The organism is Pseudomonas sp. KNUC1026 (assembly GCF_021650705.1).
In the GTDB taxonomy this organism is placed as follows: domain Bacteria; phylum Pseudomonadota; class Gammaproteobacteria; order Pseudomonadales; family Pseudomonadaceae; genus Aquipseudomonas.
This window is the reverse complement of the sequence record NZ_CP087138.1, coordinates 2,639,109-2,663,166: the sequence shown is the minus strand read 5'-3', so window position 1 is coordinate 2,663,166 and position 24,058 is coordinate 2,639,109. Positions and strand designations below refer to the sequence as shown.

The window sequence follows — 24,058 nt, the reverse complement described above, 5'->3', positions numbered from 1 at the left end:
TCACCGGAGCAGGGCAGCCACATGTTCGACGGAAAATCCATTCTCATCACAGGCGGCACCGGCTCGTTCGGCCAACGCTTCATCCGCCGCCTGCTTGAGCAGTACAAGCCCCGGCGGGTGGTGGTGTTCTCGCGCGATGAGCTCAAGCAGTACGAAATGCAGCAGTACTTCGACGCGCCGTGCATGCGCTACTTCCTGGGCGATGTGCGTGATGGCGATCGCCTGAGGGCTGCGTTGCGCGGCATCGATTTCGTCGTGCATGCTGCCGCGCTCAAGCATGTGCCAGCGGCTGAATACAACCCGGGCGAGTGCATCCGCACCAACGTTAACGGTGCTGAAAACGTGATCGCAGCGGCGATCGAGAATGGGGTGCAAAAGGTGGTGGCGCTGTCGACCGACAAGGCGGCAAGCCCGGTGAACCTGTATGGCGCCACCAAGTTGCTCTCCGACAAGCTGTTCGTGGCTGCCAACAACATTGCAGGCCGTGACGCCACCCGGTTCGCCGTGGTGCGCTACGGCAATGTCGCCGGTTCTCGTGGCTCGGTCGTGCCTTATTTTCGCCGCCTGCTGGCCGAAGGTGCCGAGCACCTGCCCATTACCGATGAGCGCATGACCCGTTTCTGGATAACGCTCGACCACGGCGTGCAGTTCGTCATGGACAGCTTTGCGCGCATGCACGGCGGCGAGATCTTCGTGCCCAAGCTGCCTTCGATCCGCATCACTGACCTGGCGTCGGCCCTGGCGCCGGGTATGCCGCACCGCACCGTGGGCATTCGCCCAGGTGAAAAGATGCATGAGCTGATGGTACCTGTGGACGATTCGCGCATGACCCTTGAATTCGCCGAGCACTACACCATCCAGCCGGCGGTGCGCTTTACCCAGGTGGAAGTGGATTTTGCACTCGACGCCACTGGCCAGGCTGGCGTACCGGTGGCCGAGGACTTCGAATACCGCTCCGACACCAACCCGCAGTTTCTCGATGTGCCGGCCATTCGTGCACTGCACGAGCACCTGGCATGATCCCGTACGGCCGCCAGCACATTGATGAGGCGGACATCCAGGCGGTGGTCGACACGCTGCGCTCCGACTGGCTGACCCAAGGCCCGGCCATCGAACGCTTCGAGCGCGCGGTGGCGCAGCGTTGCGGTGTGGCGGATGCGGTATTCGTCTGCAACGCAACGGCCGCGCTGCACATCGCCTGCCTGGCCGCCGGGCTGGGGCCCGGCGACCGGCTGTGGACTTCGGCCAACACTTTCGTTGCGTCGGCCAATTGCGCGCTGTATTGCGGCGCCGATGTGGATTTCGTCGACATCGACCCCGGCACCCTCAACATGAGCCTGCCGGCGCTGCGGGAAAAGCTCGAACGCGCGCAGCGGCAGGGTGCCTTGCCGAAGGTGGTGGTGCCGGTGGCCTTCGCCGGGCAAAGCTGCGACCTGCGCGGCATGCGCGCGCTGGCCGATGAATACGGCTTCACTCTGATCGAAGATGCCTCCCACGCCATCGGCGCGCGCTATGCGGGCGAGCCGGTCGGCAGCAACGCGTTCGCCGACATGACCGTGTTCAGCTTCCACCCGGTCAAGATCATCACCACCGGCGAAGGTGGCATGGTGCTGGTGCGCGACGCCGCCACCGCCGAACACCTGCGCCGGCTGCGCAGCCACGGCATCACCCGTGACCCGGCCGCCATGCAGGGCCCCAGCGAGGGCGGCTGGTACTACCAGCAGATCGAGCTGGGTTTCAACTACCGTGCCACGGACCTGCAGGCTGCGCTGGGGCTGTCGCAACTGGCCAAGCTCGAAGGCTTCGTTGAGCGCCGGCGCCAGCTCGCCGAGCGTTACTCCTGCTTGCTGGCCGAGGCCGGCATCGGTTTGCCGCAGCCTCAGGCACTGGCCGAATCGGCCTGGCACCTCTACGTGGTGCAGGTGCCGGCGCCGCGGCGGCGGGCGATTTTCGACGCTTTGCGCGCGGCCGGCATCGGCGTGAACGTGCACTATCACCCGGTGCATCTGCAGCCCTGGTATCGCCGCCTCGGGTTCGCCGAAGGCGATTTCCCCCAGGCCGAGGCGTGCTACCAGCGCTCGATCAGCCTGCCGCTGTACGCCGACCTGACCGATGCTGCCCAGGATCAAGTGGTCGCCGCATTGCTCGGTGCGCTGGAGCACGCGGCATGAACGGCCCGCTGGCGGTGATCCCGGCACGCGGTGGCAGCAAGCGGATCCCCGGCAAGAACGTTCGCCTGTTCAATGGCGTGCCGATGATCGCCTGGAGCATCCGTGCAGCGCAGGCGTCCGATTGCTTTGAGCGCATCGTGGTGAGCACCGACGATGAGGCGATTGCCGAGGTGGCGCGTGCCGAAGGCGCAGAGGTGCCGTTCATGCGCGCTGCCGAGCTTGCCGACGATTACACCGGTACCTCGGCGGTCGTCGCCGACGCAGCGCGCCGGTTGCCGGGGCACGAACTGGTTTGTTGCCTGTACGCCACCGCACCGTCGCTGTCGCCCGAAGCGCTGCGTGAGGGAATGGAGCGGTTGCAGGCCAGCCCGTCGCATGACTTTGCGTTTTCCGTGTGCGCCTTCGGTTTTCCGGTGCAGCGCGCACTGGTGATGGCCGAGGGCGGCGTGGCGCCGCTGTATCCGGAGTACGCCGGCACGCGCTCGCAGGACCTGCCCGCGGCCTATCAGGACGCCGGGCAGTTCTACTGGGGCCGGCGCCAGGCCTGGTTGGCCGGCACGCCGGTGTTTTCCGGCGCCAGCCTGCCGGTGGTCCTGCCGCGCCATCGTGTGCAGGACATCGACACCGCAGAAGACTGGCACCGTGCCGAGCTGATGCAACAAGTGCTCTGGCACAGCGGCGAGTTGAAACGATGAAGGTGCTGGTGCGCTGCGATGCCAGCACCACCCTGGGCCGCGGCCATCTGGCCCGCTGCCTGGTGCTGGCACAAGCTATGATCGCCGGGGGCGCTCGCGTGACCTTTCTGTGCAAGCCATTGCCCGGCTTCGAGCCAGAGCAGATCGAGGCCGTTGGCGCGCATTGGCTGCCCTGGCCCGGCGACGAAGCGCCGGGCTGGGGCAACTGGCGCGAACGATTGGGCGGGGTGGCCGATTGGTTGATCGTCGATCACTACGGGCTGGCACGACCGTGGGAGGAGGGCGCCAGGGCATTGGCTCAGCGAATCATGGTGATCGACGACCTGGCAGACCGCCCGCACGCCTGCGACCTGTTGCTCGATCAGAACCTCACCGCAAGCGCCGAGCGCTATCTGCCTTGGCTACCCGTCGGTTGCCAACGCCTGTTGGGCCCGGCCTACGCGTTGCTTGCTCCTGACTACGCGCACCCGCCAGGCCCGCCACCGCCGCTTGAGCGCGTGCTGGTGAGCGTGGGCGGTTTCGACCCGCGCGGGCTGACACTGAAGATCGCCCGCGCGCTGGTGCAAGTGCCAGGCGTGCAGGCAACGCTGGTGGCCGGTGCCGGCAACCCCGACCAGGCCGCGTTGCAAACGCTGGTCGATAGCCAGCCAGGCTGGCGCCTGTATGGCTTCACCCAGCAGATGCCCAGGCTGTTGCGCGAGGCTGGGCTGTGCGTGGGCGCAGGCGGCAGCAGCAGTTGGGAGCGCGCGGCCCTTGGCGTGCCCACCCTGTGCCTGAGCGTTGCCGACAACCAGCGGGAAAACGCCGAGTGCCTGCACGCTGCCGGTGCGCATCGCTACCTGGGCGATGCCGAACAGTTCAGCGGAGCGGCTGTTGGCGACGCTGTCCGAACACTTCTGGCTGATCCGCACGCCGCCCAGGCCATGGCCGCCCGTGGGCGGGCGCTGGCGGACGGGCAGGGCACCGCCCGGGTTCTACAGGCCCTGGCGGCCTTTACCACTTCTTCGAAGGAACACGCATGAAAATCGGCCATCGAGATGTCGGCCCCGGCCAAGCGCCGCTGGTGATCGCAGAAATGAGCGGCAACCACAACCAGTCGCTCGACACCGCCCTGGCGATCGTCGATGCCGCCGCCGCCGCCGGCGCCCACGCGCTGAAACTGCAAACCTACACCGCTGACACCATGACCCTGGACCTGAACCACGGCGAGTTTCACATCAGCGACCCTGACAGCCTCTGGGCCGACACCTCGCTGTATGCGCTCTACCAGCAAGCGCACACGCCCTGGGACTGGCACCCGGCGATCTTCGAGCGCGCGCGCAAGCACGGGCTGCTGGCGTTCTCGTCCCCGTTCGATGAAAGCGCAGTGGATTTTCTCGAAAGCCTGGACGTGCCGGCCTACAAGATCGCCAGCTTCGAAAATACCGACCTGCCGCTGATCCGCCGCGCGGCCGCCACTGGCAAGCCGCTGATCATCTCCACCGGCATGGCGAGCCTGGCAGAGCTTGAACTGAGCGTGGCCACGGCGCGCGCCGCCGGTTGCCAGGACCTGATACTGCTCAAGTGCACCAGCACCTATCCGGCCAGCCCGCACAACACCCATTTGCGCACCCTCCCGCACTTGCGCGAGCTGTTCGGCTGCGAAGTCGGGCTGTCTGACCACACCGCAGGGACCGGTGCGGCTGTGGCAGCGGTGGCACTGGGCGCAAGCGTGGTGGAAAAACACTTCACTCTCAGCCGCGCCGCCGGTGGCGTGGACGCCAGCTTTTCACTGGAGCCGGCCGAGCTTGCCAGCCTGGTCACTGAAACCGAGCGCGCCTGGCAGGCGCTCGGGCGGGTGCATTACGGGCCCACCGAGGCCGAGCGCAAGTCGCTGGTGTATCGGCGCTCGCTTTATGTGGTCAGGGACGTCGCAGCAGGCGAGGTGCTCGACGCCACCTGCGTGCGGGCCATTCGCCCGGGCCTGGGGCTGGCGCCGAGGCACCTGGATGCGGTGCTGGGCAGCCGCGCCCGTGGCCCCATCGCGCGCGGCACGCCGCTCACCTGGGCGTTGCTCGACCCTGCGGTTGCAGAAAAATGACGCCACGGAGTGACCTGCCAGTCATGGCGTGCATCTTTACTGTCATGTCATGATAAATAAGGCCGCGCCGGGGCTTTGGCGCCGTCACTCCAACCAGCCTCCGCCACCGAGCACCGCTGGACGTTGAAAGATTCAGGAAGCCACGATGATTGGCATCAAAAGCATTGCGAGCTACATCCCCAGCGCCGGCGTCGATAACTACGCCCAGGGCGCCAAATTCGGCAAGGATGAAACCTTCATACTCGGCAAGATCGGCTCGGCCTTCCTGCCGCGCAAGGAACCGGGCCAGGAAACCTCCGACCTGTGCGTGGCCGCAGTGCGCAACCTGCAGGCCAGCAACCCTAGCCTGAACCTCGACAGTATCGACGCCCTGATCGTCGTCACCCAGAACGGCGATGAAGAAGGCTTGCCGCACACTGCCGCCATCGTTCAGCACAAGTTGGGCCTGCCCACGCATGTGGCCGCCTTCGATATTTCCCTGGGCTGCTCCGGTTATGTCTACGGCATCTACGCGCTCAAGGGGTTCATGGAAGCCACCGGCCTGAAAAACGGCCTGCTGGTAACCGCCGACCCTTACTCCAAGATCGTCAACCCCGAAGACCGCAACACCGCGATGCTCTTCGGCGATGCGGCCACCGCCACCTGGATGGGCCTGGACCCGGCCTGGAAGTTGGGCGGTGCGCGGTTCGGCACCGACGGCAGCGGCGCTGAGCATTTGAAGGTCACCGACGGCCAGTTCGACATGAACGGCCGCCAGGTGTTCAATTTTGCACTGGTCAAGGTACCGGCACACCTCAACGAGCTGCTCGATGCCGAAGGCCTGGCCTCGGCCGACATCGACGCGTTCTGCATCCACCAGGGCAGCGCCGCCATCGTCGACGCGGTGGCTCGGCGGTTCGACGAAGAGCAGGGGCCTGACAAGTTCGTCAAGGACATGCTCGAAACCGGCAACACCGTTTCTTCGAGCGTCGCACTGGTGCTGGAACGTCACCTGTTCAATTCCAGCTGGCACCGCGTTGCCATCAGCGGCTTCGGTGTGGGCTTGTCCTGGGGTTCGGCTATCCTCTACCGCTGACCCTGGCTGGAGCCTTCGATGAGCGAGTGTTTGGCGGCGAACATGGCCGTGCTGGCGGCGCGTTGGCCTGCGCTTGCAGAGGCGCTTGAGCAGGCCCCGGCAGATACGTTGAATGCAGAGCTTGTAGAAGGGCTCGGCTCCACCCTTTCGGTGGAGGGCGTTCAACTCAGCAGCCGCCACGATCGCCTCGCCGAGGCGAACCTGCAGGCGGCGAGCTACCCCGACGCTCCCTGCCTTCATCTCTACGGCCCGGGCCTTGGCGATCTGCCGCGCGCCTTGTTGCAACGGCCGGTGCAGCGGCTGGAGGTTTACCTGCTCAACCTGGCGCTGTTTCGCCTGGTGCTCGAGCTGCTGGATCAGAGCGACTGGCTCGCCGACCCGCGCCTGCACCTGGCGCAGGCCTTCGAAGGTGGCGAGCTGCGCCTGCCGTTCTTTGCCCCACCTCCGGAACTGGTGTTGGCCGACGACGCCAATGCCAAGGTGCGGGATCGCCTGGTCAGTGAGCTGCACCTGGCCTTCAACAACCAGCCTTTTCATGCCGATGCGCCGGAGATCGTCGAACGGCTGGCGGCCAATGCGCCGTTTCTGGCGCAAGACTCAAGTGTTGCCGAGCTGTTCGACAGCCGCCCTGGCGTCAGTGCCTGCGTGCTTGCCACCGGGCCGACGCTGGAGCAGCACTTCGAGTACCTGCACAAGCTTTTGCAGCAGCCGGGGCGGCCATTGCTGATTTCGGTCGACACTGCCTACCGGCCATTGATCAATCGGGGCATCGTCCCGGACATCGTGGTCACCCTCGATCAGCGCATCAATCACCGGCACCTGCCCGCGGAGAACAATGAAGCCGTCACGCTGGTGTACCTGCCGCTGTTGGCCCCGGAGATGATTCAGAGCTGGCGCGGCCCGCGCTACGTGGCCTGTTCGACCAGCCCGGTCTATGAGCAACTGAGAAAGCGCCAGCCCATGGCCGTGTTGCACTCGGCCGGCAGCGTGATCCACCCGGCAGTGGACCTGGCGGTGCGCATGGGGGCGGCGCAGGTCGCGCTGTTCGGCGCCGACTTCGCTTTCCCCGGCGACCGCACCCACGCCGGCTGGCTGGACGGCGAGCTCGGCCCAACCATGAGCGACGCTCGCCACTGGGTGCTCGATGGTCATGGCCAGCGCGTGCGCACCCAGCTCAACTTCCGCAGCTACCTTTGCGAACTTGAGCGCTATATAGAGCGCCATCCCCAGGTGCGCTTCATCAACACCAGCCGCGACGGCGCTGCCATCGCCGGTTGCGAGATCCTGCCGGAGCCCTTCGATGCCTGAGCCCACCCTTGTCGATGAGCTGGTGCGCTGCGCCGGGCTGTTTCGCCTGGCCCGGGAAATCGAGGCAGCGCTGCTGATGGTGGATTTGCTGGACCGCGCCGCGCCCCTGCTCGCCGGCGCCCCTCCCGTAGTGGCCGAACAATGGCCGTTCGTCCTCTCGGCGATCTTTTCACATCAACAGGCTCAGGATTGGCTGGCAGTGGCCGATGACCTTCAGTACGAGCTGGTTGAAATTTTCCGGGCATTCTCCTGAAGCCCAGGGCCTTCTTCCTTCTCGCGTCGTGGGGCAGCCGGCAGGCGGCCAGGTAAAAGCGGAACTGGTTCACAAAATGGCCAGAAGGGCTTTTCCGGGATGCTGTCGTTCGTTGCCAAGTGGTTGATTCGAAAGCAAATAAGGGTCGGTAAAAAAAATTGCCAAAAGCCCTCAAGCAACCACCGGATACGACGATAACTATTACGAAGGTTCTCTAGGCCACACCCGGCGCGACATGCCAGGGCCGGAAGCCAAAGTGAAGCAGCATCCCCATCTACGAGGAATTTCGTCATGGCTTTGACCGTAAACACCAACACCGCCTCCCTGGCAATTCAGAAAAACCTGAGCAAATCGTCTGACGCTCTGGCCACTTCGATGACTCGCCTGTCTTCGGGCCTGAAAATCAACAGCGCCAAAGACGACGCCGCTGGCCTGCAGATCGCTACCCGCATGACCAGCCAGATCAAAGGCCAGACCATGGCGATCAAAAACGCCAACGACGGTATCTCGATCGCTCAGACCGCTGAAGGTGCGCTGCAAGAGTCGACCAACATCCTGCAACGTATGCGTGAACTGGCTGTTCAGTCCCGCAACGACTCCAACGGCACCGCTGACCGTACCGCTCTGAACGCCGAATTCGGCCAGATGTCGGACGAACTGACCCGTATCTCGAAGAGCACCAACCTCAACGGCAAGAACCTGCTCGACGGCACCGCCGGCACCATGCAGTTCCAGGTTGGCTCGAACACCACTTCTGCTGACCACATCAGCCTCTCGCTGACCGGCGGTTTCGACGCCACCAGCCTGAGCGTTGCCAGCGGCAGCGTTTCGATCTCCGGTACCTCGAACAGCGCCGCGCACACCAACGTCGACTCGGCCATCACCGCCATCGACGCTGCACTGAAGACCATCAACTCCACCCGTGCGGACCTGGGTGCTGCACAAAACCGCTTCAGCTCGACCATCTCGAACCTGCAGAACGTCAACCAGAACGCCTCCGCTGCACTGGGCCGCGTACAGGACACCGACTTCGCTGCCGAGACCGCTGAGCTGACCAAGCAGCAAACTCTGCAACAGGCCTCGACCGCAGTATTGGCCCAGGCCAACCAACTGCCGAACGCCGTCCTGAAACTCCTGCAGTAATAGCAACCGGCACCAAGGGGAGAGGTACGCCATGGCGTGCTTCTCCTTTTGGCGTTGAGAGGTTACGGATATGGACATAAGTGCGACGAATACCCTGTCCCTTCCTCCGGTTCGCGCGGCGAATCCGTCCGTGGAAAGGCCGGCAGGAAAAGATGTCCCCACCGATGCTGCCAACTCGGCCAAGCAGCCGCCAGCCAAGCCTGCCAGCAAGGAGGAGGTCAGCGACGCTGTGAAGCAGATCGACAAGTTCGTGAACGCCAACCGGCGCAACCTGGACTTTTCGATCGACGAAGGGACCGGTGATGTGGTGGTGAAAGTCATTGCCAGCTCCACCGGCGAAGTCATCCGCCAGTTGCCCTCGGAAGAGGCACTCAAGTTGGCCGAAAGCCTGAAGGAATCGAAGCTGAACCTGCTCGATTCCAAGGCCTGAACGTTGGCATGAAACTTGTTTCTGGCCCTTGCGGCGCTGAAAAGTGCCAAAGGGCCGGCGGTTTTTAGAGAGGTATCTCACTCATGGCAAGTCCAATCACCTCGACCACGGGTATTGGCTCGGGTCTGCAGATTGCAAGCATCGTGGAGGCGTTGGTCAATTCCGACAAATCCGCCAAGCAGACGCAGATCACCAATCAGACCAAGCAGACCACCACCACGATTTCAGGGATCGCGCAGCTCAAGAGCGCGTTGACCTCATTCCAGACGGCGATCAAGACCCTTGGAGACAAGGACAAGCCTGCCTTCACCGGCTATGCCGCGACTTCATCGAGCACTGCCATCACCGCCACGAGCAGTAACTCGGCGGTAGCGGGCAGCTATGCCATCGATGTCACGCAGTTGGCGACCGGTTCCAAGGTGGCGAGCAAGTCGATCGCCGGCGGCGCTACTGCCGTTGTAGGTGGTTCGTCAGCCAGCCAGCTGACCATCGGCCAGGGCAGCAACAGCTACACCGTCGATGTGGCCGCCAACGCGACGCTTCAGGATGTGCGTGACTCGATCAACACCAACCTGACCAGCAAAGGCCTCAGTGCCAACATCATTACCGACTCCAGTGGCGCTGCACGCCTTGTGCTCAGCTCGACCACGACCGGTGCAGGCACAGACCTGAACGTTTCGGGCATTGCCGATCTGACGATCGACGGTACCCAGAGCATGAAGACCAGCAGCTCCGGCGCAGGCTACATCAGTGCCCAGGCGGTCGACGCCAAGTACACGATCGATGGGCTGGCGATGACCAGCAGCAGCAACAAGGTCGACACCGCCATCAGTGGCCTGAGCTTTACCTTCAATGCGGTGACCACTGCAGCAGGTGCTTCGGTCAGCACACCGGCGACGGTGGGCGTGGCCACCAACACCGATGGCCTGAAAACCAGCATCCAGAGTTTCGTCAGTGCCTACAACACGCTGATCAGTACGGTGAATACGCTGAGCGCTGCCGTAGGCCAGGACAGTGACGGCAACTACACCGTCAAGGCCGCCTTGACCAACGACGCCACGGCCCGGTCGCTGATTTCGACCGTGCGTAACGTGCTGGTGTCCAGCGGTGCCGGCGACCAGCTCACGGCCTTGTCGCAACTGGGGATCAAGACTACCCAGAGCGATGGCACGCTGGAGTTCAACAGCGATACCTTCACCAAGGCCGTGGGTACTCAGGGGTTGGCCGGTGAAGTGCAGAACTTCTTCAGCGGCAACAATGGCCTGCTATCGCGCATGAGCTCGGCGATGCTGCCGTACACGCAGGCGGGGGGCATTCTGGATACCCGGACTTCCTCGCTGAACAAGGCCAAGACTGACCTGGACAATCAGCAGGCAGCCCTGGATCGACGGGTCGAGACCCTGACTGCCACCCTGACCAAGAAATACAACGACATGGACAGCGTCGTCGGCCAGCTCAAGGCCACGGCGAGTAGCATCGTTTCCATGTTCGACGCGATGAACAAGCAGAACAGTTGATTCTGGTTGGACTGCCAAAAGCCCGGCGCCGAAGCCTTCGGCCCGGGCTTTTGGCTTCAACAGCTAAAGGTTTTTGACGCAGGGCCGATACAGGTTTCAAGCGATAGACCCTGCACCTCGAGGAGGCCATATGAATCCGATGCGCGCGCTGCGCCAGTACCAGAAAGTCAACAGTGTCGCCCAGACGTCCGAGGCCAGCCCTCATCGGCTGGTGCAGATGCTGATGGAAGGTGGCCTGGACCGAATTGCCCAGGCCAAGGGCGCTATCGAGCGCCAGGATGTCGGTGCCAAGGGCATCGCTATCGGCAAGGCGATCGACATCGTCGGCGGCCTGCGCGAGGGCCTCGACCTGGAAAACCGCGGTGCCGAGCTGGCGCGCCTGGACAGCCTGTACGGTTACATGATGAAGCGCCTGGCCGAAGCCAACGTGAAGACCAGCGTTGCCATGCTCGAAGAGGTGTCTGGCCTTCTGCAGACGGTCAAGGCTGGTTGGGACGCCATTGCCCCTGCGGCAGCGACCAGCGCCGCCCAGTGAGGTGAGCACCATGAGTGCCGCGTACAAGAATGAGGTAAGCAGCATGAGCGCCGTTCAGAAGATCGATGCCACTCGCCTGGCCTTGGTGGATGCGCTGGCCGTGCAGGATTGGCAAGCCATCAGCACGCTGGATATCGAATGCCGTGCGCACCTGGAGCTGGTGCTGTCGGCGGGCCCCGGCGAGCAGCCCGAAGTTCGCCAGAGCCTTGAAGCACTTCTGGGCGTGTATCGGCACCTGCTCGATGCCTCGCGCCAGGCACGCCAGGACGTGGTCGAGGAGATCACGCAGATGCGCCAGGGCAGCAACGCCTCCAAGGTCTACAATCTGTTTCGTTGATCCAGTGACGTAGCAGTGGATATTTTTGCGCCATAAATTTGACTATGGCGTTTTTTTTGACTTTACTAGTGACGAATTTCACATTCTGGGGTGGCGTGGCTATACAATGCACTCCACTTCGGTGCGCCCGTCGGGGCATCTGGTTGACTAGGGAAGTTGCTATTGCATGTGGCGTGAAACCAAGATTCTGCTGATCGATGACGACAGCGTTCGGCGCCGTGACCTTGCGGTCATTCTTAATTTCCTCGGCGAAGACAACCTGCCTTGTGCCAGTGGCGACTGGCAGTCCGTGGTCAATGGCCTGGCCTCCAGCCGCGAGGTGTTGTGCGTGCTGATCGGCGAAGTCCACACCCCGGCTTGCTGCCCGGCCTGCTCAAGACCATTGCTGCATGGGATGAATTCCTGCCCGTGCTGCTGCTGGGCGAGGGCAATGTGCCCGAGCTTGCCGACGACGTCCGCCGCCGTGTGCTGTCGAGCCTGGAGATGCCGCCGAGCTATTCCAAGCTGCTCGACTCGCTGCACCGTGCTCAGGTCTACCGCGAGATGTATGACCAGGCCCGCGAGCGCGGCCGCCAGCGCGAACCGAACCTGTTTCGCAGCCTGGTAGGCACCAGCCGCGCCATCCAGCACGTGCGCCAGATGATGCAGCAGGTCGCCGACACCGATGCCAGCGTGCTGATTCTCGGTGAGTCGGGTACCGGCAAGGAAGTCGTCGCGCGCAACCTCCACTATCATTCCAAGCGCCGCGAAGCGCCGTTCGTGCCGGTCAACTGTGGCGCGATCCCGGCCGAGCTGCTCGAAAGCGAGCTGTTCGGCCACGAGAAAGGCGCTTTCACCGGCGCCATCACCAGCCGGGCGGGCCGCTTCGAGCTGGCCAATGGCGGCACACTCTTCTCGACGAGATCGGCGACATGCCACTGCCGATGCAGGTCAAACTGCTGCGCGTGTTGCAGGAGCGTACCTTCGAGCGCGTGGGCAGCAACAAGACCCAGAGCATCGATGTGCGCATCATCGCTGCAACGCACAAGAACCTCGAAAGCATGATCGAGACCGGCGCGTTCCGCGAAGACCTGTACTACCGCCTCAACGTATTCCCCATCGAGATGGCCCCTCTGCGCGAGCGCGTGGAGGACATCCCGTTGCTGATGAACGAACTGATCTCGCGCATGGAGCACGAGAAGCGCGGTTCGATCCGTTTCAATTCCGCTGCCATCATGTCGCTGTGCCGCCACGGCTGGCCTGGCAACGTGCGGGAGCTGGCCAACCTGGTCGAGCGCATGGCGATCATGCACCCTTACGGGGTGATCGGCGTGGCCGAGCTGCCGAAGAAATTCCGCTACGTTGATGACGAAGACGAGCAACTGGTCGACAGCCTGCGCTCCGACCTGGAAGAGCGCGTAGCGATCAACGGCCACACGCCGGACTTCGCCTCCAGCGCCATGCTGCCGCCTGAAGGCCTGGATCTGAAAGACTACCTGGGCGGCCTGGAGCAGGGCCTGATCCAGCAAGCACTGGATGACGCCAATGGCGTCGTGGCCCGCGCCGCCGAACGCCTGCGCATCCGCCGTACTACCCTGGTCGAGAAAATGCGCAAATACGGCATGAGCCGCCAGGGCGGCGAAGGCGAAGAAGCCATCGACGACTGAACAAACCCACCCCTGCCGGTGCACCAACCCAGTGGGAGGCCGGCTTGCCGGCCTCCCACTTTTTAGCTTTCAGCTTGCAGCTTGTGCCTCGGCCCCTGTCGGCACGTCAATTGCAAACCCTCTCTCGTCAACACCGTTTACTGACGGTCAGCCACCGAGAGAGCACGATGTCCCAGGTCGCCATTCCCGAACTTGCCGGGCCTGCCGAAGGCCTTGATCGCCCGAACCTTGAGCAGGCGTTCGCCCTGTTCAGTCAGGTGTCGGCGCAGTTGAGTGATTCCTACCAGTTGCTGGAGAACCGGGTAGGCGAGCTCAAGGACCAACTGGCCGATGCCGGTGAGCGAAGGCTTGAAGAGCTTGCCGAAAAAGAGCGCCTCGCCAGCCGACTGCAGACGGTGCTGGATGTGATGCCCGGTGGCGTGGTGCTGCTCGATGCGCAGGGCGTGATTGCCGAGGCCAACCCGGCTGCGTTTGCATTGCTGGGTGAGCCGCTCAAGGGCGAGCCCTGGCGGCAGGTCATCAACCGCTGCTTTGCGCCTCGCCATGACGACGGCCATGAGATCTCGCTGCGTGACGGGCGTCGCCTGTCGATCGCTACCCGCTCGCTGAACGGTGAGCCGGGCCAGTTGGTGGTGCTCAACGACCTGACGGAAACCCGTCGCTTGCAAGACGAGCTCGCGCGGCATGAGCGTTTGTCGTCACTGGGGCGGATGGTGGCATCGCTGGCGCATCAGATCCGCACGCCGCTCTCGGCCGCAATGCTGTATGCCGGCCATCTCCAGGAACAATCATTGCCGGTGGAAACCCAGCAGCGCTTCGCTGGCCGCCTCAAGGAGCGGTTGCACGAGCTTGAGCACCAGGTGCGCGACATGCTGGTGTTCGCCCGTGGCGAGCTGCCGATGCACGACCAACTCACCCCGCAGACCTGTTCATGGCGCTGCGCCGCGCCGCCGCCCCCTTGACCGAGGGTGTGGCAGTGCGCTGGCAGTGCGATGTGCGCGGCGAGCGGCTGTTGTGCAACCGCGACACCCTGGTGGGGGTGGTGCTCAACCTGATCGAGAACGCGCTTCAGGCCAGCGGGCCGGCGGCGCGGCTGAAGGTGCACCTGTATGTGCGTGAGCGCACCTTGCGCCTTGCCGTCAGCGACCATGGCACGGGGATCGATGCCGACACCCTGGCGCGCTTGGGCGAGCCCTTCTTCACCACCAAACCTACCGGCACCGGTTTGGGTGTGGCGGTGGTGGGTGCTGTTGCCCGTGCTCATGGTGGTGAGCTGCAATTGCGTTCGCGCGTAGGCCGAGGCACCTGTGCTGTGCTGACCCTGCCTTTGCAGGCCGAGGAGGGTTGAACATGATGAAGATTCTGCTGGTTGAAGACGACCGCGCGTTGCGCGAGGCGCTGGCCGACACCCTGACTCTGGCCGGGCATGATTTCGAAGCGGTGGGCAGTGCCGAGCTGGCGCTGCGCGCCGTGGCCGATGAGCCGTTCAGCCTGGTGGTCAGCGACGTGAACATGCCCGGGATGGACGGCCACCAGTTGCTTGCGCGCCTGCGCGCCAGCCATCCCCAGTTGCCGGTGTTGTTGATGACGGCCCATGGCGCGGTGGAGCGGGCGGTAGATGCCATGCGCCAGGGTGCGGTGGACTACTTGGTCAAGCCCTTCGAGCCCGCCGCGCTGCTTGCGTTGGTCGCGCGCCACGCACTGGGCCATTTGCCAGTGGCTGCCGCCGGCGATGGGCCGATCGCCCGCGAGCCGGCCAGCCTGCGTTTGCTGGAGCTGGCGGCGCGGGTGGCGCGCAGCGAATCGACAGTGCTGATCTCTGGCGAGTCCGGCACCGGCAAGGAAGTGCTGGCGCGCTACATTCATCAGCAGTCTGCCCGTGCCGAGCAGCCCTTCATTGCAATCAACTGCGCCGCGATCCCGGACAACATGCTCGAAGCCACGCTGTTCGGCCACGAAAAGGGCTCTTTCACCGGTGCTATCGCCTCCCAGCCGGGCAAGTTCGAGCAAGCCAACGGCGGTACCTTGTTGCTCGACGAGATTTCCGAAATGCCGCTGGGGCTGCAGGCCAAACTCCTGCGCGTGTTGCAGGAGCGTGAAGTCGAGCGCGTTGGTGGCCGGCGGCCGATCAGCCTGGACATTCGTGTGCTCGCCACCACCAACCGGGACCTGGCCGGTGAGGTTGCGGCAGGGCGGTTTCGTGAAGACCTGTATTACCGGCTGTCGGTTTTTCCGTTGGCCTGGGCACCGCTGCGCGAGCGGCGCGCCGATATTCTGCCGCTGGCCGAACGGCTTCTTGCTCGCCACGCAGGCAAGATGCAGCACGCCCGGGTCAGCCTGTCGCCTTCGGCGCAGCAATGCCTGCTGGCGCATGCCTGGCCGGGCAATGTGCGGGAGCTGGACAACGCCATCCAGCGGGCGCTGATATTGCAACAGGGTGGGGTGATCAATGCCGAGGACTTCTGCCTGGCTGGCGTGCCGCAGCCGCCGCTTCGCGTGGAATTATTGACGGGCCAGCCGTCGGATCTGGCGAATCCGTCACCGCCTGTAGCGGTCATCCCTAATGAAGCCGCAGGCGCATTGGACGATGATCTGCGCCGCCGCGAGTTCGAGGTGATCATCCAGACCCTGCGCAGCGAGCGCGGGCGCCGCAAGGAAGCTGCCGAGCGGTTGGGTATCAGCCCGCGTACCTTGCGCTACAAGCTTGCACAAATGCGCGACGCGGGGCTGGATGTGGACGCTTGGCTGTATGCCAGTTGAAGGCAAAAGCGGTGTGCCGGCTGCCGTTGGCATCGCTCTTGCTACTTCCCCTATAACAAGCTGTTTCAGCGTCAATATTTCTGCAAGGCCGGGAGATCGAGCATGACCACGGGTATCGAATTCAATCGTTTGCTGATGGACATGCGCTCCATGCAAATGGAAGCGATGGGTAGCTCCAAGGCCGCTGCGCAGAACGCTGTGGCACCGGTTGCCGGCAGCAGCTTCGCCGACCTGCTCAGCGGTGCGGTGAACAAGGTCGCTGACACCCAAAAGGCCAGCGAGCAACTGTCCAACGCCTTCGAGATCGGTAATCAGGGCGTTGACCTGACGGACGTGATGATCGCCTCACAGAAAGCCAGCGTGTCGTTTCAGGCGCTGACACAGGTACGCAACAAGCTGGTGCAAGCGTACCAGGACATCATGCAGATGCCGGTTTGAGGGCAGATTAGGTCATGGCTGAAGCAACCGATAACGTTCCGGCGAAGGGCGCTGCACCCGGCAGGTCACTGCCTGGCATGTCCTCCCTGGAAAACCTGTCGAAAATGCCGGTGCTGCGGCAGGTAGGGCTGTTGGTGGGCCTGGCTGCCAGCGTGGCGATCGGTTTCGCGGTAGTGTTGTGGTCTCAGCAACCTGACTATCGCCCGTTGATGACCAGCCTTGCCGGGATGGACGCCAAGCAGGTCACCGATACGCTCAATGCTGCGAACATTCCCTACACCGTCGAACCCAACTCCGGTGCCTTGCTGGTCAAGGCCGATGACATTGGCCGCGCACGCCTGCAAATGGCCCAGGCCGGTATCGCGCAGGGTGATGGCAACGTCGGTTACGAGATTCTCGACAAGGACCAGGGCCTGGGCACCAGCCAGTTCATGGAAGCCACCCGCTACCGCCGTGGCCTTGAAGGCGAGCTGAGCCGTACGATCGCTGCCGTCAATGGCGTCAAGGCGGCCCGCGTCCACCTGGCCATTCCGAAAAGCTCGGTATTCGTGCGCGATGACCGCAAGCCCACTGCCTCGGTGCTGGTCGAAATGTACGGCGGCCGCACGCTGGACCCTGGCCAGGTGATGGCGATCATCAACCTGGTAGCGACCAGCGTCCCTGAAATGGACAAGTCCGGTGTGACCGTGGTCGATCAGAAGGGCAACCTGCTGTCGGACCTGGGCGACAACTCGGCGTTGTCGGTGGCTGGCAAGCAGTTCGATTACACCCGCCGCATGGAAAGCATGCTGACCCAGCGCGTGCAGAATATCCTGCAGCCGGTCATCGGCAACGACCGCTTCAAGGCGCAGGTGTCGGCCGATGTGGATTTCACAGCGGTCGAGTCCACCTCCGAGCAATTCAACCCTGACCAGCCTGCGCTGCGCAGTGAGCAATCCACCAGCGAGCAACGCTCCAGTGGCAGCTCCAACGGCGGCGTGCCGGGTGCGCTCAGCAACCAGCCACCGGCCCCGGCTTCGGCACCGCAACGTACCGGCGGTGGCGCAGGCGCCAATCAGCCGCAGGCGATTCCGCCCGGGCAGCCACTGCTTGACGCCAACGGCCAGCAGATCATGGACCCGGCCACCGGCCAACCCATGCTCGCGCCGTTCCCGGCCGACAAGCGCCAGCAGTCGACCAAGAATTTCGAGCTTGACCGCTCCATCAGCCACACCCGCCAGCAACAGGGCCGCCTGACGCGCCTGTCGGTGGCTGTTGTGGTCGATGACCAGGCCAAGCTCGACCCGGCCAATGGCCAGGTGACCCATCAACCCTGGAGTGCCGACGAACTGGCGCGCTTCACTCGCCTGGTTCAAGACGCCGTAGGCTACGACGCCAGCCGGGGCGACAGCGTGACCGTGATCAATGCTGCGTTCAGTGCCGACAAGGGCGAGGTGATTTCCGAGCCGTCGTTCTACCAGCAGCCCTGGTTCTGGGACGTGATCAAACAGGTGCTGGGTGTGCTGTTCATCCTGGTACTGGTGTTCGGTGTGCTGCGCCCGGTGCTCAACAACATCACCGGCGGCGGCAAAGGCAAGCAGCTGGCGTTGGCCGAAGGCGGCGCCGGCGGCATGGGTGGCGGGATGAGCGGTGGCATGGCCGGCGGCATGGGTGGCGCAGGGTTCGAAGGTGGCGTCGCTGACGATCGCGTCAGCCTTGGCGGCCCGCAAAGCATCCTGCTGCCCAGCCCAAGCGATGGCTATGACGCGCAGCTGAACGCAATCAAGAGTCTGGTGGCCGAAGACCCAGGCCGTGTGGCCCAGGTCGTGAAAGAGTGGATCAACGCCGATGAGTGACAATCAAGCGCTCGCCGCACCCAAGCTGACCAAAGTCGACAAAGCCGCCATCCTGTTGCTCTCTCTCGGTGAAACCGATGCCGCGCAGGTGCTGCGCCACATGGGCCCGAAGGAAGTGCAGCGGGTGGGCGTGGCCATGGCGCAGATGCGCAACGTGCACCGCGAGCAGGTCGAGCAGGTGATGAACGAGTTCGTCGTCAGCGTTGGCGACCAGACCAGCCTGGGCGTGGGTTCGGACGGTTACATCCGCAAGATGCTCACCTCCGCCCTCGGCGAAGATAAAGCCAACGGCCTGATCGACCGCATCCTGCTGGGCGGCAACACCAGCGGCCTGGACAGCCTGAAATGGATGGAGCCGCGCGCCGTGGCGGACGTGATTCGCTACGAGCACCCGCAGATCCAGGCCATCGTGGTGGCGTACCTGGACCCTGACCAGGCCGGTGAAGTGCTGGGCCACTTCGACCACAAGGTTCGGCTGGACATCATCCTGCGGGTTTCCTCGCTCAATACCGTGCAACCGGCGGCATTGAAGGAACTCAACACCATTCTCGAGAAACAGTTCGCCGGCAACTCGACCACCGCCCGCACCAGCCTGGGCGGCATCAAGCGTGCCGCCGACATCATGAACTTCCTCGACAGCTCCGTCGAAGGCCAGCTCATGGACTCGATCCGCGACATAGACCAGGACCTCTCGGGCCAGATCGAAGACCTCATGTTCGTTTTCAACAACCTCAAGGACGTGGACGACCGCGGCATCCAGGCGCTGCTGCGCGAGGTGTCCTCGGACGTGCTGGTGGTTGCGCTCAAGGGCGCCGACGACGGCGTGCGCGAGAAGATCTTCAAGAACATGTCCAAGCGTGCTTCCGAACTGCTGCGCGACGACCTGGAGGCCAAAGGGCCAGTACGGGTCAGTGAAGTGGAAACCGCGCAGAAGGAAATCCTTACCATCGCCCGGCGCATGGCCGAAGCCGGCGAAATCGTGCTCGGCGGCAAGGGCGGCGAAGAGATGATCTAACCGGGGCTATGCTTGTCCTAATGTTTGAATGAGCCGCGCGGCCCTTTGCGCGGTTCACGCCCAGGTAAGATGGAATAACCGATGAGCCAAGCGAGCAATGACCCGCCCAGTGACCTGATTCGCGGCAGCGCTGCGCGCGCCGTGGACCTGTGGCGCCTGCCCAGCTTCGACCCCGAGCGCCCGGCGCCTGAACCGGAGCCGGTGCAGGAGCCTGAAATCGAAGAAGTGCCGCTGGAAGAAGTGCAGCCGCTCACACTCGAAGAGCTGGAGGCGATTCGCCAGGAGGCCTACAACGAAGGCTTCGCTCAAGGTGAGCGAGATGGTTTCCACAGTGCGCTGGTCAAGGGCAAGGCGGAGTCCGACGCCGCGCTGGCGGTGCGACTGGAGACACTGGAGCAGGTGCTGGAGCACCTCATGGCGCCGATTGCCGAGCAGGACACCCAGATCGAGCGGTCGCTGATCGAACTGGTCGGGCATATCGCCCGCGAAGTGGTGCAGCGCGAGCTGAAGATGGAGTCCGCCCAGATCGAGCGCGTGCTGCATGAAGCGCTCAAGCTGCTGCCGATGGGGGCCAACAACATCCGCATCTTCGTCAACCCCAAGGATTTCGAACAGATCAAGGCCCTGCGCGAGCGGCACGAAGAGCAGTGGCGCATTCTCGAAGACCCGGCGCTGCTGCCCGGTGGTTGCCGTGTCGAAACCGAACACAGCCGCATCGACGCGACCATGGAAACCCGTATCAAGCAAGCGCTGGCGCAGCTGTTCGACCAGCTGCACGAGCAGGGCCTGAACCCTGCCGCCCCCGACCTGCAGGTCGCCCTGGAAGCCAGCGATGCTTCTTGAACGCACCAGTTTCGGCAAACGCCTGGGCACCTATGTGCCGGCGATCGACCTGCCGCGCCAGCCGGTCGTGGAAGGGCGCCTGTTGCGCATGGTCGGGCTGACGCTTGAGGCCGAAGGCCTGCGCGCTGCAATGGGCACCCGCTGCCTGGTGATCAACGACGACAGCTACGACCCCTCCCAGGTGGAAGCCGAGGTGATGGGGTTCTCCGGCAGCAAGGTGTTCCTGATGCCGGTGGGCAGCCTCGCCGGTATCGCCCCCGGTGCCCGCGTTGTGCCGCTGCCGGACACTGGCCGGCTGCCGATGGGCATGAGCATGCTGGGGCGCATCCTCGATGGCGCCGGACGCGCGCTGGACGGCAAGGGCGGCATGAAGGCAGAGGACTGGGTGCCGCTGGACGGCCCGACCATCAACCCGCTCAACCGTGACCCGATCAGCAAGCCGCTGGACGTGGGCATTCGCTGCATCAACGGCCTGCTCACCGTAGGCCGCGGCCAGCGCCTGGGCCTGTTCGCCGGTACCGGCGTGGGCAAGAGTGTGCTGCTGGGGATGATGACGCGCTTCACCGAAGCCGAGATCATCGTGGTGGGCCTGATCGGCGAGCGTGGCCGCGAGGTGAAGGAATTCATCGAGCACATTCTCGGCGCAGAAGGGCTCAAGCGTTCGGTGGTGGTCGCCTCACCGGCCGATGACGCGCCGCTGATGCGCCTGCGCGCGGCCATGTACTGCACCCGGATCGCCGAATACTTTCGCGACAAGGGCAAGAATGTCTTGCTGCTGATGGATTCGCTTACCCGCTACGCCCAGGCGCAGCGCGAGATTGCTCTGGCCATTGGCGAGCCGCCGGCCACCAAGGGCTATCCGCCTTCGGTCTTCGCCAAATTGCCCAAGCTGGTAGAGCGCGCCGGTAACGGCGAAGCGGGCGGGGGTTCGATCACAGCGTTCTACACGGTGCTGTCCGAAGGCGATGACCAACAGGACCCGATTGCCGACTCCGCTCGCGGCGTGCTCGATGGCCATCTGGTGCTGTCGCGCCGGTTGGCGGAGGAGGGGCATTACCCGGCCATCGACATCGAAGCTTCGATCAGCCGGGTGATGCCGGCGGTGGTCAGCCCTCAGCACCTGAGCCAGGCGCAGCAGTTCAAACAGCTGTGGTCGCGCTATCAGCAGAGCCGCGACCTGATCAGCGTCGGTGCCTATGTGCCTGGCGGTGACCGTGAGACGGACCTTGCCATCGCGCTGCATCCAAAGCTTGTGCATTTCCTCCGCCAGGGCCTTACCGAAACCGACAACATGCAGGAAAGCGCTGATCGCCTTGCGATGATCTTCAAACCTGCCGTGGCCCCGGGGTAAGCGCCCATGGCAATCAGCCGAGCCGCTCGCCTGGCACCCGTGGTGGAAATGGCCGAGAAGGTCGAGCGCACCGCTGCCCAGCGCCTGGGCCACTTTCAAGGGCAGGTGCGCCTTGCCCAGGCCAAACTTCAAGAGCTGGAGCAGTTTCGCGCCAACTATCAGGAGCAGTGGATTCGCAACGGCACTCAAGGGGTGTCGGGCATGTGGCTGATGAACTACCAGCGCTTTCTGAGCCAATTGGAGACTGCCGTCGGCCAGCAGCACCGCAGCCTTGCCTGGCACCAGAACAACCTCAACAACGCACGCAAAACCTGGCAAGACGCCTACGCGCGAGTCGAAGGCTTGCGCAAACTGGTCGAACGCTACATTGCCGAGGCCCGCGCAGCGGAAGACAAGCGAGAACAGCGCTTGCTCGATGAACTTTCCCAGCGCCTGCCGCGGTCTGATAGCTACTGAGGATGAAAAAACCTGCCCTGCCGATTGTGGCGGGCTCATCCCGGTGCTAAACATTTCAAGCAGACGCCACCTAGAAAAAGGATGCCCTCATGGCTGTAACATCCGATCTTTCCCAGGACGGGACCGTAGTGACCATCACCATCAGCGGTCGTTTCGATTTCGGCGCGCATCAGGACTTTCGCAACGCCTACGAAAAATTCGGCAAAAGCGCCAAGGTTTATGAAGTAGACCTGGGCAATGCCACTTACCTGGACAGCTCTGCCCTGGGCATGCTGTTGCTGCTGCGCGACCATGGCGGTGGCGAAGCCGCCTGCGTGCGGCTGGTGCATGCCAGCCCTGATGTACGCAAGATTCTCGCCATTTCCAATTTTGACAAGCTCTTCGATATCCAGGCCCATTGATGAGCGCAGGCGATGCACCGGCGCTCACGATTCTGATCGCCGATGACAACATGACCGACCGCATGCTGTTGTCGGGCATCGTGCGCCGCCAGGGGCATCATGTGCTTCAGGCGGGCAATGGCGAGGAAGCGGTGAGGATGTTCGAGCAGGTGCGTCCTCAACTGGTGCTGCTCGACGCCATGATGCCCGTGATGGACGGTTTCGAGGCCGCGCGGCAGATCAAGGCCCGCGCGGGCGACGAGCTGGTTCCGATCATCTTCCTGACCTCATTGACCGAGGAGCAGGCGCTGGTGCAGTGCGTGGAGGCGGGAGGGGATGATTTTCTCGCCAAACCCTACAATCAGGTGGTGCTCGGGGCCAAGATCAAGGCCATGGAGCGCATGCGCAGGTTGCAGGCCACGGTGCTCGAGCAACGTGACCTGCTTGCGTACCACCATAACCACCTGCTCAACGAGCAGCGCGTGGCCAAGGCGGTGTTCGATCAGGTCGCGCACTCTGGTTGCCTGAATACCGGCAACATCCGCTATCTCCAGTCTCCCTACGCCCTGTTCAATGGCGACCTGCTGCTGGCGGCCTACACACCGCGCGGCGATATGCACGTCATGTTGGGTGACTTCACAGGCCACGGCCTGCCGGCGGCGGTCGGTGCCATGCCATTGGCCGAGGCCTTCTATGGCATGGCCGCCAAAGGCTACGGCCTGGCCGAGACCTTGCGGGAGATGAATGCCAAACTCAAGCGCATCCTGCCGGTGGACATGTTCTGCTGCGCCACGCTGCTGAACATCAGCCCGCAGCGCCAGGTGCTGGAGGTATGGAACGGCGGCATGCCCGATGGCTACCTGCAGGCGACCGGTGGCCCACGCATCCCGCTGGTGTCACGCCACCTGCCGCTTGGCATTCTCAATTCGCAGAGCTTCGACAGCACGTTCGAAACCGTGCCGTTCCGCCCGGGCGATCGGGTATTTCTGATGTCGGACGGGGTGATCGACACCACCAATGAGCAGGACGAGTTGTTCGGCCTGGATCGGCTGCACCGGGTGTTCGACCATAATCAGGACCCGGATCGATTGTTCGAAGATATTCGTGAAGCCCTCGCGCAATTTCGTGGAGAGTCCCGTGACGATGTCAGCATGGTACAGATTCGCGGCTGGGCGCCGGGTGAGGCCAGCCAGGCGGTGCTTGCGTCGGTCGACAGCGGCCAGTTGACACCGCAGGACTGGTCGGTCGGGTTCGAGTTCCGAGCCCAGACCCTGCGCCGCTACAACCCGTTGCCTTTTTTGCTGCAGCTGCTGCTGGAGGTTCAGGGCCTGCGTGACCAGAGCGGCGCGCTGTACACAGTGTTGACCGAACTATACTCAAACGCACTGGAGCACGGTGTGCTGGGCCTGGCGTCAAGCCTGAAGGCCGATGCCAAGGGCTTTGCCGAGTATTATGCCCAGCGCCAGGCGCGTCTGGAGGCGTTGCAGGAAGGGTACGTCAAGGTCGATCTGGAGGTGCGCCCGCGCCAGGGCGGCGGAGGCGAGCTGGCCATCAGCGTGCGCGACAGCGGCCCTGGGTTCGATGCCCGCGCACCACTTGGCTCGCAGAATTACTCGGGCCGTGGCATGAAATTGATAAGGGAACTGGCGCGCAACGCTGATTGGTCCGACGACGGGCGCTGCGCACGCGTGGAATTTGCCTGGGGTACTGAGGCATAATTGCGCGCGCTCAAGGAGGACACCGTGGTTACCGAACACCTCGACTATTCAGTGCTCACTGCACTCAAGGAA

At 63.7% G+C, this 24,058-nt stretch carries 22 protein-coding genes and 2 pseudogenes; all 24 read left to right on the top strand.

What is annotated here, in order from left to right:
• The first annotated feature begins 21 nt into the window (after window positions 1-21).
• The 24 genes and pseudogenes from pseB (at window position 22) to LN139_RS12175 (ending at window position 23,986) form a co-directional block, all read left to right on the top strand.
• On the top strand, window positions 22-1,020 hold the full coding sequence (gene pseB / locus LN139_RS12290) for a UDP-N-acetylglucosamine 4,6-dehydratase (inverting) (protein ID WP_236353752.1): 999 nt from the start codon (window positions 22-24) through the stop codon (window positions 1,018-1,020).
• Complete coding sequence (pseC, locus tag LN139_RS12285; protein ID WP_236353739.1) at window positions 1,017-2,171, top strand: UDP-4-amino-4,6-dideoxy-N-acetyl-beta-L-altrosamine transaminase; 1,155 nt, start codon at window positions 1,017-1,019, stop codon at window positions 2,169-2,171. The genes pseB and pseC overlap by 4 nt, the downstream gene beginning before the upstream one ends.
• The gene (gene pseF / locus LN139_RS12280; protein ID WP_236353731.1) at window positions 2,168-2,866 is read left to right on the top strand and encodes a pseudaminic acid cytidylyltransferase; all 699 of its coding nucleotides are present in this window, start codon (window positions 2,168-2,170) and stop codon (window positions 2,864-2,866) included. The genes pseC and pseF overlap by 4 nt, the downstream gene beginning before the upstream one ends.
• The gene (gene pseG / locus LN139_RS12275) at window positions 2,863-3,888 is read left to right on the top strand and encodes a UDP-2,4-diacetamido-2,4,6-trideoxy-beta-L-altropyranose hydrolase (RefSeq protein WP_236353714.1); all 1,026 of its coding nucleotides are present in this window, start codon (window positions 2,863-2,865) and stop codon (window positions 3,886-3,888) included. The genes pseF and pseG overlap by 4 nt, the downstream gene beginning before the upstream one ends.
• Window positions 3,885-4,946 (top strand): pseudaminic acid synthase, encoded by a 1,062-nt coding sequence (gene pseI, locus LN139_RS12270; RefSeq protein WP_236353707.1) that lies wholly within the window; start codon window positions 3,885-3,887, stop codon window positions 4,944-4,946. The genes pseG and pseI overlap by 4 nt, the downstream gene beginning before the upstream one ends.
• 145 nt (window positions 4,947-5,091) lie before the next feature.
• Complete coding sequence (locus LN139_RS12265) at window positions 5,092-6,021, top strand: ketoacyl-ACP synthase III (protein WP_236353700.1); 930 nt, start codon at window positions 5,092-5,094, stop codon at window positions 6,019-6,021.
• Between the two features lie 18 nt (window positions 6,022-6,039).
• A complete protein-coding gene (locus LN139_RS12260) occupies window positions 6,040-7,329 on the top strand; it encodes a motility associated factor glycosyltransferase family protein (RefSeq protein WP_236353682.1) in 1,290 nt (429 codons plus the stop codon).
• Window positions 7,322-7,582 (top strand): hypothetical protein, encoded by a 261-nt coding sequence (locus tag LN139_RS12255; RefSeq protein ID WP_236353679.1) that lies wholly within the window; start codon window positions 7,322-7,324, stop codon window positions 7,580-7,582. The genes LN139_RS12260 and LN139_RS12255 overlap by 8 nt, the downstream gene beginning before the upstream one ends.
• Window positions 7,583-7,873: 291 nt before the next feature.
• Complete coding sequence (locus tag LN139_RS12250; RefSeq protein WP_236353676.1) at window positions 7,874-8,725, top strand: flagellin domain-containing protein; 852 nt, start codon at window positions 7,874-7,876, stop codon at window positions 8,723-8,725.
• A 130-nt stretch (window positions 8,726-8,855) separates the two neighbouring features.
• Window positions 8,856-9,155: a flagellar protein FlaG gene (locus LN139_RS12245; RefSeq protein ID WP_236353673.1), complete on the top strand. Its 300-nt coding sequence runs from the start codon at window positions 8,856-8,858 to the stop codon at window positions 9,153-9,155.
• 83 nt (window positions 9,156-9,238) lie between these two features.
• Window positions 9,239-10,672 (top strand): flagellar filament capping protein FliD, encoded by a 1,434-nt coding sequence (gene fliD / locus LN139_RS12240; protein WP_236353666.1) that lies wholly within the window; start codon window positions 9,239-9,241, stop codon window positions 10,670-10,672.
• A gap of 130 nt (window positions 10,673-10,802) precedes the next feature.
• Complete coding sequence (gene fliS / locus LN139_RS12235) at window positions 10,803-11,207, top strand: flagellar export chaperone FliS (protein ID WP_236353642.1); 405 nt, start codon at window positions 10,803-10,805, stop codon at window positions 11,205-11,207.
• A 10-nt stretch (window positions 11,208-11,217) separates the two neighbouring features.
• Entirely contained in the window at window positions 11,218-11,544 is a 327-nt protein-coding gene (gene fliT / locus LN139_RS12230; RefSeq protein WP_236353623.1) for a flagellar protein FliT, read from the top strand.
• A gap of 166 nt (window positions 11,545-11,710) precedes the next feature.
• Window positions 11,711-13,190, top strand: a pseudogene (locus LN139_RS12225) (sigma-54 dependent transcriptional regulator).
• Window positions 13,191-13,357: 167 nt separating this feature from the next.
• Window positions 13,358-14,538: pseudogene (locus LN139_RS12220) on the top strand (sensor histidine kinase).
• Between the two features lie 2 nt (window positions 14,539-14,540).
• On the top strand, window positions 14,541-15,950 hold the full coding sequence (locus LN139_RS12215; protein ID WP_236353609.1) for a sigma-54-dependent transcriptional regulator: 1,410 nt from the start codon (window positions 14,541-14,543) through the stop codon (window positions 15,948-15,950).
• 102 nt (window positions 15,951-16,052) lie between these two features.
• Window positions 16,053-16,388 (top strand): flagellar hook-basal body complex protein FliE, encoded by a 336-nt coding sequence (gene fliE / locus LN139_RS12210; protein WP_236353605.1) that lies wholly within the window; start codon window positions 16,053-16,055, stop codon window positions 16,386-16,388.
• A gap of 14 nt (window positions 16,389-16,402) precedes the next feature.
• Window positions 16,403-18,223, top strand: coding sequence for a flagellar basal-body MS-ring/collar protein FliF (gene fliF, locus LN139_RS12205; RefSeq protein WP_236353594.1), 1,821 nt, complete (start codon window positions 16,403-16,405; stop codon window positions 18,221-18,223).
• Complete coding sequence (gene fliG, locus LN139_RS12200; RefSeq protein WP_236353590.1) at window positions 18,216-19,238, top strand: flagellar motor switch protein FliG; 1,023 nt, start codon at window positions 18,216-18,218, stop codon at window positions 19,236-19,238. Before fliF ends, fliG begins: the two co-directional genes overlap by 8 nt.
• Before the next feature lie 81 nt (window positions 19,239-19,319).
• Window positions 19,320-20,081: a flagellar assembly protein FliH gene (gene fliH / locus LN139_RS12195; protein ID WP_236353586.1), complete on the top strand. Its 762-nt coding sequence runs from the start codon at window positions 19,320-19,322 to the stop codon at window positions 20,079-20,081.
• A complete protein-coding gene (fliI, locus tag LN139_RS12190; RefSeq protein WP_236353574.1) occupies window positions 20,071-21,432 on the top strand; it encodes a flagellar protein export ATPase FliI in 1,362 nt (453 codons plus the stop codon). Before fliH ends, fliI begins: the two co-directional genes overlap by 11 nt.
• 6 nt (window positions 21,433-21,438) lie before the next feature.
• Complete coding sequence (gene fliJ, locus LN139_RS12185; RefSeq protein ID WP_236353572.1) at window positions 21,439-21,888, top strand: flagellar export protein FliJ; 450 nt, start codon at window positions 21,439-21,441, stop codon at window positions 21,886-21,888.
• A gap of 89 nt (window positions 21,889-21,977) precedes the next feature.
• Window positions 21,978-22,289, top strand: coding sequence for an STAS domain-containing protein (locus LN139_RS12180; RefSeq protein ID WP_236353570.1), 312 nt, complete (start codon window positions 21,978-21,980; stop codon window positions 22,287-22,289).
• Window positions 22,289-23,986, top strand: coding sequence for an ATP-binding SpoIIE family protein phosphatase (locus LN139_RS12175; RefSeq protein WP_236353558.1), 1,698 nt, complete (start codon window positions 22,289-22,291; stop codon window positions 23,984-23,986). The genes LN139_RS12180 and LN139_RS12175 overlap by 1 nt, the downstream gene beginning before the upstream one ends.
• Window positions 23,987-24,058 lie beyond the last annotated feature (72 nt).

Bases quoted from the DNA above. Each gene is read 5' to 3' on its own strand.
- fliG (WP_236353590.1), top strand. From the start codon at position 18,216: ATGAGTGACAATCAAGCGCTCGCCGCACCCAAGCTGACCAAAGTCGAC.
- pseI (WP_236353707.1), top strand. From the start codon at position 3,885: ATGAAAATCGGCCATCGAGATGTCGGCCCCGGCCAAGCGCCGCTGGTG.
- fliE (WP_236353605.1), top strand. From the start codon at position 16,053: ATGACCACGGGTATCGAATTCAATCGTTTGCTGATGGACATGCGCTCC.
- LN139_RS12175 (WP_236353558.1), top strand. From the start codon at position 22,289: ATGAGCGCAGGCGATGCACCGGCGCTCACGATTCTGATCGCCGATGAC.
- fliS (WP_236353642.1), top strand. From the start codon at position 10,803: ATGAATCCGATGCGCGCGCTGCGCCAGTACCAGAAAGTCAACAGTGTC.
- pseB (WP_236353752.1), top strand. From the start codon at position 22: ATGTTCGACGGAAAATCCATTCTCATCACAGGCGGCACCGGCTCGTTC.
- pseG (WP_236353714.1), top strand. From the start codon at position 2,863: ATGAAGGTGCTGGTGCGCTGCGATGCCAGCACCACCCTGGGCCGCGGC.
- LN139_RS12260 (WP_236353682.1), top strand. From the start codon at position 6,040: ATGAGCGAGTGTTTGGCGGCGAACATGGCCGTGCTGGCGGCGCGTTGG.
- fliT (WP_236353623.1), top strand. From the start codon at position 11,218: ATGAGTGCCGCGTACAAGAATGAGGTAAGCAGCATGAGCGCCGTTCAG.
- fliF (WP_236353594.1), top strand. From the start codon at position 16,403: ATGGCTGAAGCAACCGATAACGTTCCGGCGAAGGGCGCTGCACCCGGC.
- LN139_RS12180 (WP_236353570.1), top strand. From the start codon at position 21,978: ATGGCTGTAACATCCGATCTTTCCCAGGACGGGACCGTAGTGACCATC.
- LN139_RS12255 (WP_236353679.1), top strand. From the start codon at position 7,322: ATGCCTGAGCCCACCCTTGTCGATGAGCTGGTGCGCTGCGCCGGGCTG.
- LN139_RS12215 (WP_236353609.1), top strand. From the start codon at position 14,541: ATGATGAAGATTCTGCTGGTTGAAGACGACCGCGCGTTGCGCGAGGCG.
- fliI (WP_236353574.1), top strand. From the start codon at position 20,071: ATGCTTCTTGAACGCACCAGTTTCGGCAAACGCCTGGGCACCTATGTG.
- fliH (WP_236353586.1), top strand. From the start codon at position 19,320: ATGAGCCAAGCGAGCAATGACCCGCCCAGTGACCTGATTCGCGGCAGC.
- pseC (WP_236353739.1), top strand. From the start codon at position 1,017: ATGATCCCGTACGGCCGCCAGCACATTGATGAGGCGGACATCCAGGCG.
- LN139_RS12250 (WP_236353676.1), top strand. From the start codon at position 7,874: ATGGCTTTGACCGTAAACACCAACACCGCCTCCCTGGCAATTCAGAAA.
- pseF (WP_236353731.1), top strand. From the start codon at position 2,168: ATGAACGGCCCGCTGGCGGTGATCCCGGCACGCGGTGGCAGCAAGCGG.
- fliD (WP_236353666.1), top strand. From the start codon at position 9,239: ATGGCAAGTCCAATCACCTCGACCACGGGTATTGGCTCGGGTCTGCAG.
- LN139_RS12265 (WP_236353700.1), top strand. From the start codon at position 5,092: ATGATTGGCATCAAAAGCATTGCGAGCTACATCCCCAGCGCCGGCGTC.
- fliJ (WP_236353572.1), top strand. From the start codon at position 21,439: ATGGCAATCAGCCGAGCCGCTCGCCTGGCACCCGTGGTGGAAATGGCC.